Origin of the sequence: Empedobacter sp. UBA2044, assembly GCF_002333005.1 — a bacterium.
Classification (GTDB): Bacteria; Bacteroidota; Bacteroidia; order Flavobacteriales; family Weeksellaceae; genus Empedobacter; species Empedobacter falsenii_B.
In genome coordinates this window covers 154,205-163,569 of sequence record NZ_DDBA01000028.1, presented here as the reverse complement: position 1 = coordinate 163,569, position 9,365 = coordinate 154,205, and the positions used below count along the sequence as shown (strand labels likewise).

Sequence of the window (9,365 nt, the reverse complement as noted above, 5' to 3'; positions counted from 1 at the left end):
TTTTAGGGAAGATTACACATTTAATTTTATATTTGGTAGATTATTAGAATCAGAATAATAAGAAATATATCCTAATCCATTATTTTTCATTTCAATAGCATTTATTCCATTTGATAAAGGGTAGGAGATATCAGTTACATTTGCTTCGTTAGCAGAATCTCTAACACGTAAATATACACTTTCACCAGAAGGAATACCACTTACAAACATAACGCTAGTTGTTTTTTCCGAAAAAACTATTCCTGTTGGATTTTCGTAAGCATTGTAATTTCCAATTTTGTATTCTTTATTGATAGAAGCTATTGTTTTATATGCTTTATGTTCGTTAACACGATCTATTTTTTTGTATTTATTATCTAATAAACATTGTGCTAAAGATTTAACAAAAGGAGATGTAGTAATTCCATCAATTGTTTGTTGATTTACGCCTGAATTTAATTCTGAGAATAAATCATCTTTAAAAATTGTTGAATACTTTTTCTGATCAAACTTGTTTGAATTTTTTTGATAAAATTCCATCTTGGCAACACTTGCAAAATTTCCTTTGCCATCTAAAATTTCTAATTTGATAGAAGAAGGTTTTATTTGTGATGGAAAAGATATATTTCTTACATCATTTGTTTGCGTAAAATCTTGTGTAGAAATTTCAATATAAGTAGGGTCAGCTATAGTATTGTAACTAACTTTTACTTTTCCTAATAAACCATTTACTCCACCATCATTTCTTGGATAATAGATCATATAATCTAATGGTGTGTTTCCATCAAAAGCATAAATTAATGAAATAGGGAAAGTTTTTTCAGTAGAATTGTAGTTAGAATGATAAAGCGTATTGTAATCTCCATCAAATGATTGCTCTATGTTTTCCCCTGTTTGAAAACTTGATGCTGACGAACCTGTAACTAATGGAGAAACTTTCATATCCTTATAGTTTGAGAACTCATTTGTTTGTATTACACACTCCGAAGCTATTGGAGTAATTTGATCAGACGAGTAAAACTCAACTTCCGCAGCACTCGAGAAATTTCCTAGAGCAGCATTCACTTTTATTCTAATGACTGCTGGATTGATAATTTCTTTATCAAAATCAAATTTTTTAGATGTAGAATCTCCAGCCCATGTTATAGCACTCGTAGTCGCTGTTTTGAAATTTGTTGGATCACCTTTAGTTGAATATAAAATTTCAACATTTGTCCAAATTCCATTAGTACCTGTTTGCCTTGGAAAATAGGCAAGGGATTTTATAGATTTAACTTGACTGTTGAAACTAAAATCTAATTGATCTGGGATTCCATTTTGATTCCATTTAGAATGGTACATTGTCGTTAATATACCATCTGCGCTAAAAGTAGCTTCATTACCACTTTGTGCCTCTTGTTTAGAAGTAACACTAGAAACGGGCATTTTGTATTCCTGCGCAAAAGAATCTATACCAAGTAAAATCATACTTAGTAGGAAGTAATTTTTTTTCATAAATAATTTGTGTTAATTGATATTTTGTTGTTTAGACAAGTTAATTAATACATTTTATTTATAATCAGCTAGGAACCAATTTGAAAAAAAAATAAGGAAATGTTAAGAAATAAAGAATCCCTTTCTTTAATAATACAATTAAGAAAGAGATTCTAACTATTAAAGACATAATAAATGAAAAGATTTTTACTGCTTTTTGATAATTGTATTATTATTTCCCTCAATTATTTGAGGTAATTTACCATTTTTAGATAATGCTTTACGATAATATAATGTATTTCCTTCGCCAGCTAATTCAGCAGAAGTTAATCCATTAACAGATATTGTATTATTTGTTCCCATGATTTCAACTTTGGTACAATCTCCTTTCAAATTGATCACATGTCCACTTCCGCCAACTTCTACTTTTTGTCCCTTACAATCTAACGTTAGTTTTTTATTATTTCCATCAATTTCTATCTGCGCAAAAGAAAGGTGACTAATAAATAACATCGTAACAGCACATAATAATTTATTCATTTTCATTGTGATTTCTTTTTTGGTTACTTTTTAGAAATCAAGAATCGTGCACTTTCAATTAATAAAATCTAACTTTACAAAAATTTAACAAAATGACTTTAGTTGAGCTAAAACAATTGTTTTTAGATAAATTGCAATTACTATATGATAAAGAAGAAGCTTCTCATATTTTCATGATTTATGTAGAAGATAAGTTGAATCTTGATTTATCTAGCCGAGATGAAATTGAATTAACGACTGAAATTTTATCAGATTTAGAACAATTAAAAAAAGGTCAACCTATACAACATATTACTGGAAAAGCTTTTTTCTATAACGATTTCTTTTTTGTGAATGAACATACATTAATTCCTCGTCCAGAAACGGAAGAATTGGTTGAATTAATTAGAAATGATTATGCTCAAAATCAAGATATTTCTATGATTGATTTAGGAACAGGAACAGGATGTATTCCTATTTCGTTGGCAAAATTATTTCCAAATGCAAATGTTTCAGCATTAGATATTTCTGAAAATGCATTGAAAATAGCACAATCAAATGCTGAAAATTTAAAAGTTAATATAAATTTTTATCACAATAATTTACTGGAAGACATTCAATTAAACCATAAATTTGATGTAATTATTTCAAATCCACCTTATATCCGAAATCTTGAAAAAAAAGAAATGCATCAAAATGTTTTGAATTTTGAACCTCATTTGGCGCTTTTTGTTGAAAATGATGATGCTTTAATTTTTTATGAACGAGTAATAGATTTTGCTAAAAATCATTTGAAAGAGAATGGTAAAATTTATTGTGAAATCAATCAATATTTAGGAAAAGAGACAAAACAATTATTTCAAAAATTTTATCAAAATGTAATCATTCATAAAGATATTTCTGGAAATGATCGTATGCTAAGTGCTTCTAATCAATAATTATCTATAAGAATCTTGTTTTATTTTCTGAAAAGATTTAATTTTAATTCAATAATCGTTCGCAATTTGGTATTAAAATTGTTAAAACTGATTCTATTATTAAAACAATAAAAAAAAACAACTATGAAAAAATTATTTGTATTAGTGGCAGTTGCTTCATTATCATTTGCTACTTCTTGTAAACAAGAAACTTCAAAAACAACTGAAACTAATGTAACTGTAGATTCATTAGCGAATGATTCTACGACTGTTATCAAAGAAACGACAACTACAACAACTACATTATCAGAAACTGATGCAAAAGCGAAAGTAGACGAAGCAAAAAAAGCTTTAGATGAAGCAAAAGCGAAAGGTGATAAAGCTGCAACAGAAGCTGCACAAAAAGCTTATGACGATGCTAATAAAGCGTGGATTGATGCAAAAGCTGCTGTAAATAATGCTGCGCAAGATGTAAAAGATGGAGTGAATAATACTGTAGATAAAGTAGATGCAAAAGCTAATCAAGCAAAAGAAGATATTAAAACTGTTGCAAAAGATGCAAAAGCTGATATCAATGCAGCTGCAAAAGATGTGAAAGCAGAAGCGAAAGAAGCTGGAGAAAAAGCAAAAGAAGGATATAACAATACGTTAGATAAATTAAAAGCGAAATAATTTCAAAATAATTATTGCTAACTTAGCCTTGAGAAATCTCAAGGCTATTTTTTTATGTTAAATTTTAGAGAAGCAACAAAGACAGATGCGTTATCAATTGCAAGATTGATGATGTTAGCGATGGATAAAATCGTTTATGATTTTATCGGAAAAACAGATTATGAAGAAGGAGTTTTATTCTTGAAAAAATTAATTGAACAAGAAGAAAATCAATATAGTTATCAAAATACAGTTGTTGTAGAATATGATAATCAATTTGCTGGAACAACAACTTTTTATGACGGAGGAAAATTAGAAGAACTTCGAAAACCTGTTTTAGAATTATTGAAAAATGATTATAACCAAATTATTCATCCGCAAGATGAAACACAAGCAGGTGAAATATATATTGACACAATTGCAGTTTCTGAAGATTTTAGAGGGAAAGGAATAGGTTCTAAAATATTGGATTATTTGATTGATGAAATAGGAAATAAGCAAGGCAAAACATTAGGTTTATTGGTCGATTTTACAAACCCAAATGCAAAGAAATTGTACGAAAGAAAAGGTTTTGAAGTGGTTGGGGAAAAAATGTTGATGAGCGAAAATCATGAATATATGCAGTATAAACCAAAACAATAGATAATAAAAAAAGAGCTTTTCTTAAAGCTCTTTTTTTATTTCATTACTCCTAATTGTGTTAAGATTTTTTCTTCGTACGGATCGATTGTAAATTGTTCAAATTTCACAAAATCTTTTCCATTTTTTAAGTAACCTAATTGATAATTTTGACGAATAACAGCTTGATTCTCGAAACTTTCTAAAATTGGTAATTCAGAAATTGGACCTAAAATTTGTTCGTTTTTGGTTGAAATTAAACCAAAATGCATCAAATAATTCTCTTTTGATAAGAAATATGGAAAATAAGCTAATATATCTGGACGCTCAATTTTTAGTGAAGTAGCTTCTCCAAAAGTGGCAAAATTTTGATCGACTGGCGTTAAATATTCGTATTGATAATCTATAATCAACTGATTATTTTTATCAATCATTCCCCATTTTCCATCTTTTTCAACTCCAGCTAAACCAGCTCTAAAATCTGTACAACCATCATATTCGAACGGGATCACAACTTGATTTAATAAATCAATAAAACCCCATTTTCCATCTTTTTTTACAGCACAAATATTTTCAATAAAATCACTTGTTAAATCATATTCGAACGGAATCAAAATCTGGTTAGATTTTGTGATAATTCCCCACTTATTCTCCTTTTGCGCGCTATAGGCATTAACAGTTGTGAGCACAAGTTTTTGATATTGAAACGGAATAATTACATTTCCTTCTTTATCTATTAAACCAAATTGATTATCAATAGATATTGGTGCCAAATTGTTGCGATCGAAAACAGTTAAATCTTCAAATGTTGTTGTTTCTTTGTGAACAAAATTGTCAAACTGGTCTGTATCTTTTGGTGATATTTTAGTCATAATTCTATAATTCGACGTAAAATTAATTAATCAAAAATTAATAGTTTGTATATAAATATTAAAAAATCCAATTTTAAACACTTTTTGTAAATTAAATTCTTCCTTTTGTAGGAAAGCTTAAAATATAACCTATGAATATTTTTACTAAATTATTTTTTACTGCAACTATTATAATGAGTAGTTTTGTTACAGCTCAACAAGATGGTATAAACATTATTAATTTACCGACTACGATAAATAAAGACTATTCTTTTGAAGGAGTATGGAAAATTTCGAATGATGGAAATACATCTAACTATAAAATATCTGGAGGAAAATTGACAAATTATTTAAACAAAACAAGTCAGACTTTATTTCTTGATTTATATTTTGCTCCATCAAAAACATCTGTAGATTTATATAATTTACCGAATAAAATCAATACAAACGCACAATTAGGGCAGTTAGAAGGAAATGGAACAAGCTTCAATAACGTTACTATTACTTTTAAAGCTTCAGATCTTGAAACATTAGCACAAGGAGATTATACACCAGTTTTGTTATTGAAAGAAAAAGAATCAGGTTCTATTTTGAATTATAAAGTTTTGAGTAGTAAAATTTCTTTAGAATCTAATAATATTTTAATTGATAAAGTTGTAAAGAATGTAGAATTACCTCAGGTTACAGATGCTAATACTTTAGCTTCTACAAAGAATATAGACGCTACTTTATCTGATATATATACACCTGTAGAAAGTTCTTTGAACATAGCGAATGTAAATAAAAAACTAAAATTAGTTGGAGGTTGGAAATTAGAAATTGATTTCAATTCGTTGATGGTTACAATTGGTGGAGTTGATAATTCTATACAGAATTTAGATTATAAACCTACAAATGACTTAAAATTAATGGTATATTTTTCAAATCAAAATATAACAGGAATTAAAGAAATAGATGGATTTGAACTTCTAAATCTAGATGTTTCACCAATTTCTGCTTTTACTAAAATTGAAAAGCTAAATTTTACTACAAATATCACAAAATTGGTTCCCGCAGGTGAATATTATCCTATTTTAGTATTAACTGAAAAAAATGAGGAAGGAAAATATGTGATGAAATCAACGTTAAGTTTAGGTGAGAAATATATTTGGCAGTAAAATCTAAATAATATAAAAATAAAAAAGCAACGATTATTTCGTTGCTTTTTTTGTTAAATACTGTTCAAATTTCAATCCTTTTATGTTATAAGGATCAAATCCTTTGTATAAATCTTCTAATAATTGCATTACTTGAAAATAAGTAAATAATACTGAATATGAAGCTTGTTCTTGGTAAACAGGGATTTCTACTAAAAATAAAAATCGATCATATTTCGAAATCTGAACAGTATTCCCATCTTGATTCATCAAACCAATATAACTTCCGTCATAATCAGGTAGGTTATGAAAAATCTCAATAGCTTGTGATAAACTACCTTCTAAAGGTAATTCAGTTTCGACCTGTAAGTCGTCAGCGTAATTTTCAAAGAATATTTTCACAGTGCAAAAGTAAGAAATTTTAATCTATTTTAAGGAATTCCTTTTTTTTCGGGTTATAATTATTAAATTAGCATTCAAATTATGGAAAAAATGAGTTACGACATTATAGTTATTGGAAGTGGTCCTGGAGGATACGTTGCAGCAATTAGAGCAGCACAATTAGGTAAAAAAGTAGCAATCGTAGAAAAAGCTGAATTAGGTGGAATCTGCCTTAACTGGGGATGTATTCCTACAAAAGCTTTATTAAAATCTGCTCAAGTATTCAAATACTTAAATCATGCAGAAGATTTTGGAATTAACTTACCTTCAGATATTTCATTCGAATTTGGAAATGTTGTTTCTCGTAGTAGAGGAGTGGCGGATCGTATGAGTAAAGGTGTTCAATTCTTAATGAAGAAGAACAAAATTGAAGTAATTCAAGGTGAAGCAAAAGTTTTACCAGGAAAAAAAGTAAAAGTTACTGCAGCAGATGGTTCTGTTAGTGAATTATCTTCAGAAAATATAATTATTGCAACTGGTGCACGCTCTCGTGAATTACCTGCATTACCACAAGATGGTAAAAAAGTAATTGGTTACCGTGGTGCATTAGCAATGGAAAAGCAACCAAAATCAATGATTGTTGTAGGTTCTGGAGCGATTGGAGTTGAGTTTGCTCACTTCTACAATACATTAGGAACAAAAGTGACAATTGTAGAGTTTTTACCACGCATTGTAAATGTTGAAGATGAAGATATTTCGAAACAATTACAATTATCTCTTAAAAAATCTGGAATCAATATCTTAACAAATGCAGAAGTTACAGGAGTTGATACAACTGGAGATTTAGTAAAAGCAACAATTAAAACTGCAAAAGGAGAAGAAATTCTTGAAGCAGAAGTTGTTTTATCAGCAGCAGGAGTTGTTCCAAATACAGAAAATATTGGTCTTGAAGAAGTTGGTATTGCAACTGAAAGAGGTAAAATAGTTATCAATGATTTTTGTGAAACATCTGTAAAAGGATATTATGCAATTGGTGATGTTGTAAAAGGAGCAGATTTAGCTCACTTAGCATCTGCACAAGGTATTTTATGTGTTGAGCATATTGCTGGTGAAAAAGTAGAACCAATCGACTACGGAAACATCCCAGGTTGTACTTATTGTTCTCCAGAAATTGCATCTGTAGGATTAACAGAAGCAAAAGCTAAAGAAGCTGGATACGAAGTAAAAGTAGGAAAATTCCCATTCTCTGCAAACGGTAAAGCTGTTGCAAACGGAGCTGCTGATGGTTTTGTAAAAGTAGTTTTTGATGCGAAATATGGTGAATGGTTAGGATGTCACATGATTGGTGATGGAGTTACTGAAATGATTGCAGAAGCAGTTGTAGCCCGTAAATTAGAAACTACTGCACATGAAATTATGAAATCTGTTCACGCGCACCCTACAATGGCAGAAGCTATTATGGAAGCGGTAGAAGATGCATATGGACATGCAATTCATATCTAAGAAATAAATTTAAAATTTATAGTTGAAGCAGCCTTTTGGCTGCTTTTTTATTTTACCAAATCGTTAATTTTTTGCGTTATGTATATTGAATTTGTTTTTTAACTATCTTTATAATAATAATTTAAAAACAGATATAATATGAAAAAATTTTATTCTTTAGTAGTAATTACTGCATTATCTTCTTTATCATTTGGACAAGTTGTGATTAGTCAAGTTTATGGTGGAGGAGGAAATTCGGGCGCAAAATATACGCATGATTTTATTGAGTTGTTTAATAGAGGCTCTTAAGCTGTTACATTAAAAGGTCATTCACTTCAATATGCTTCTGCTACAGGTAATGTTAGTGCAGCTAATACACAAGTATTAGCAGATATTACAATTCAGCCAGGTAAATATTATTTAATTCAACAAGCTAAAGGTAATAGTGGAACAGATGCATTGCCAACTCCAGACCAAATTCCTGCTACAGCTCTTGCATTAGGAGCCATGAACGGTAAAGTAGCACTTGTATCTAATGTTGATCCAATAACTGATGTAACAGATAAAGATATCGTTGATTTTGTAGGTTTTGGAACGTCTAATGAATATGAAGGATCTGGTCCTACTGCGGCTTTATCTAATACTGATTCTGCTCAAAGAAAGTTAAAAGGATGTCAAGATACAAATGATAATAAGAATGATTTTGACGTAGCTGCTGCTGCTCCTAAAAATGGACAAACGGCTGCAAATGTTTGTACAAATTTGAGTACAGATAATTTAACATTAACTAAAGCAGTTTCTAATACATTATGGACAAATACAGCTTCTTTCAATGTAAAAGATAAAACAATTGTAGAAGTTTACAATATTAACGGACAATTGGTAAAATCTTTCGAAGTTAAAGGTGTTCAAAATGTAGATGTTTCTTCATTAGTTAAAGGGACGTATGTAGTTAAAACTACTTCTAACGGAAAATCTTCTACTCAAAAAGTAGTAAAAAAATAAGAAAGAATATATTGTTAATCTAACAAAAAAGCGATTCAGTTTACTGAATCGCTTTTATTTATTCTTCTAATTTCTGAATCTTAAAACCTGCATCTGTCACAGCTTCTACAACTTCTTCTTCATCTTCGGTTGTTGTCACAGTCAGTACTTTTCGTTCATCAGAAGTATCAACTTTCCAATTGTCTTTACCTACAGCTTCGTCCAAAAAAGGTTTTACAGATTTGATACAGCTGTCACAATTTATATTTGTTTTGAATTTCAATTCGCTCATAACTTTACAATTTAGACTCAAATTTATAAAGATTTCATAAGATTAAAAAAACGTTTAAGTAATATTTGATTTCGAAATTTAA

12 protein-coding genes are annotated in these 9,365 nt (G+C 29.3%); 7 read left to right on the top strand and 5 right to left on the bottom strand.

Annotation, left to right across the window (positions count from 1 at the left end; genetic code table 11):
- Positions 1-12 precede the first annotated feature (12 nt).
- Together B4E59_RS05165 and B4E59_RS05160 are read right to left on the bottom strand one after the other, a co-directional pair.
- Positions 13-1,473, bottom strand: a complete 1,461-nt coding sequence (locus B4E59_RS05165; RefSeq protein WP_286494929.1) for a discoidin domain-containing protein — start codon at positions 1,471-1,473, stop codon at positions 13-15.
- A 186-nt stretch (positions 1,474-1,659) separates the two neighbouring features.
- The gene (locus B4E59_RS05160; RefSeq protein WP_160279610.1) at positions 1,660-1,992 is read right to left on the bottom strand and encodes a DUF3060 domain-containing protein; all 333 of its coding nucleotides are present in this window, start codon (positions 1,990-1,992) and stop codon (positions 1,660-1,662) included.
- A 92-nt stretch (positions 1,993-2,084) separates the two neighbouring features.
- On the opposite strand from B4E59_RS05160, the gene prmC reads away from it, so the two are divergent.
- From prmC to B4E59_RS05145, 3 genes are all read left to right on the top strand, one after another.
- The gene (gene prmC, locus B4E59_RS05155; protein WP_125350425.1) at positions 2,085-2,909 is read left to right on the top strand and encodes a peptide chain release factor N(5)-glutamine methyltransferase; all 825 of its coding nucleotides are present in this window, start codon (positions 2,085-2,087) and stop codon (positions 2,907-2,909) included.
- A gap of 123 nt (positions 2,910-3,032) precedes the next feature.
- Positions 3,033-3,560 carry a hypothetical protein gene (locus B4E59_RS05150; RefSeq protein WP_286494928.1) on the top strand — a complete coding sequence of 176 codons (528 nt, stop codon included), beginning with the start codon at positions 3,033-3,035 and terminating at the stop codon, positions 3,558-3,560.
- 54 nt (positions 3,561-3,614) lie between these two features.
- On the top strand, positions 3,615-4,181 hold the full coding sequence (locus B4E59_RS05145; RefSeq protein WP_219033998.1) for a GNAT family N-acetyltransferase: 567 nt from the start codon (positions 3,615-3,617) through the stop codon (positions 4,179-4,181).
- 35 nt (positions 4,182-4,216) lie between these two features.
- Here the strand turns inward: B4E59_RS05145 and B4E59_RS05140 are convergent, their stop codons facing one another.
- Entirely contained in the window at positions 4,217-5,029 is an 813-nt protein-coding gene (locus tag B4E59_RS05140; protein ID WP_221857095.1) for a WG repeat-containing protein, read from the bottom strand.
- Between the two features lie 131 nt (positions 5,030-5,160).
- Here B4E59_RS05140 and B4E59_RS05135 point away from each other — a divergent pair, with 131 nt between their 5' ends.
- The gene (locus B4E59_RS05135; RefSeq protein WP_286494927.1) at positions 5,161-6,165 is read left to right on the top strand and encodes a hypothetical protein; all 1,005 of its coding nucleotides are present in this window, start codon (positions 5,161-5,163) and stop codon (positions 6,163-6,165) included.
- A 33-nt stretch (positions 6,166-6,198) separates the two neighbouring features.
- Here the strand turns inward: B4E59_RS05135 and B4E59_RS05130 are convergent, their stop codons facing one another.
- Positions 6,199-6,546, bottom strand: a complete 348-nt coding sequence (locus B4E59_RS05130) for a hypothetical protein (RefSeq protein WP_219033995.1) — start codon at positions 6,544-6,546, stop codon at positions 6,199-6,201.
- Between the two features lie 90 nt (positions 6,547-6,636).
- Here B4E59_RS05130 and lpdA point away from each other — a divergent pair, with 90 nt between their 5' ends.
- From lpdA to B4E59_RS05115, 3 genes are all read left to right on the top strand, one after another.
- Complete coding sequence (gene lpdA, locus B4E59_RS05125; protein WP_286494926.1) at positions 6,637-8,028, top strand: dihydrolipoyl dehydrogenase; 1,392 nt, start codon at positions 6,637-6,639, stop codon at positions 8,026-8,028.
- A 138-nt stretch (positions 8,029-8,166) separates the two neighbouring features.
- Positions 8,167-8,316 carry a lamin tail domain-containing protein gene (locus B4E59_RS05120; protein WP_280038151.1) on the top strand — a complete coding sequence of 50 codons (150 nt, stop codon included), beginning with the start codon at positions 8,167-8,169 and terminating at the stop codon, positions 8,314-8,316.
- A 150-nt stretch (positions 8,317-8,466) separates the two neighbouring features.
- Positions 8,467-9,012, top strand: coding sequence for a T9SS type A sorting domain-containing protein (locus B4E59_RS05115; RefSeq protein ID WP_291051808.1), 546 nt, complete (start codon positions 8,467-8,469; stop codon positions 9,010-9,012).
- A gap of 58 nt (positions 9,013-9,070) precedes the next feature.
- Here the strand turns inward: B4E59_RS05115 and B4E59_RS05110 are convergent, their stop codons facing one another.
- Complete coding sequence (locus tag B4E59_RS05110) at positions 9,071-9,283, bottom strand: hypothetical protein (protein ID WP_180906652.1); 213 nt, start codon at positions 9,281-9,283, stop codon at positions 9,071-9,073.
- Positions 9,284-9,365 lie beyond the last annotated feature (82 nt).

Excerpts from the sequence above, each read along its gene's own strand:
- B4E59_RS05120 (WP_280038151.1), top strand. The coding sequence starts at position 8,167 with ATGAAAAAATTTTATTCTTTAGTAGTAATTACTGCATTATCTTCTTTA.
- prmC (WP_125350425.1), top strand. The coding sequence starts at position 2,085 with ATGACTTTAGTTGAGCTAAAACAATTGTTTTTAGATAAATTGCAATTA.
- B4E59_RS05160 (WP_160279610.1), bottom strand. The coding sequence starts at position 1,992 with ATGAATAAATTATTATGTGCTGTTACGATGTTATTTATTAGTCACCTT.
- B4E59_RS05150 (WP_286494928.1), top strand. The coding sequence starts at position 3,033 with ATGAAAAAATTATTTGTATTAGTGGCAGTTGCTTCATTATCATTTGCT.
- lpdA (WP_286494926.1), top strand. The coding sequence starts at position 6,637 with ATGAGTTACGACATTATAGTTATTGGAAGTGGTCCTGGAGGATACGTT.
- B4E59_RS05135 (WP_286494927.1), top strand. The coding sequence starts at position 5,161 with ATGAATATTTTTACTAAATTATTTTTTACTGCAACTATTATAATGAGT.
- B4E59_RS05110 (WP_180906652.1), bottom strand. The coding sequence starts at position 9,283 with ATGAGCGAATTGAAATTCAAAACAAATATAAATTGTGACAGCTGTATC.
- B4E59_RS05165 (WP_286494929.1), bottom strand. The coding sequence starts at position 1,473 with ATGAAAAAAAATTACTTCCTACTAAGTATGATTTTACTTGGTATAGAT.
- B4E59_RS05145 (WP_219033998.1), top strand. The coding sequence starts at position 3,615 with ATGTTAAATTTTAGAGAAGCAACAAAGACAGATGCGTTATCAATTGCA.
- B4E59_RS05140 (WP_221857095.1), bottom strand. The coding sequence starts at position 5,029 with ATGACTAAAATATCACCAAAAGATACAGACCAGTTTGACAATTTTGTT.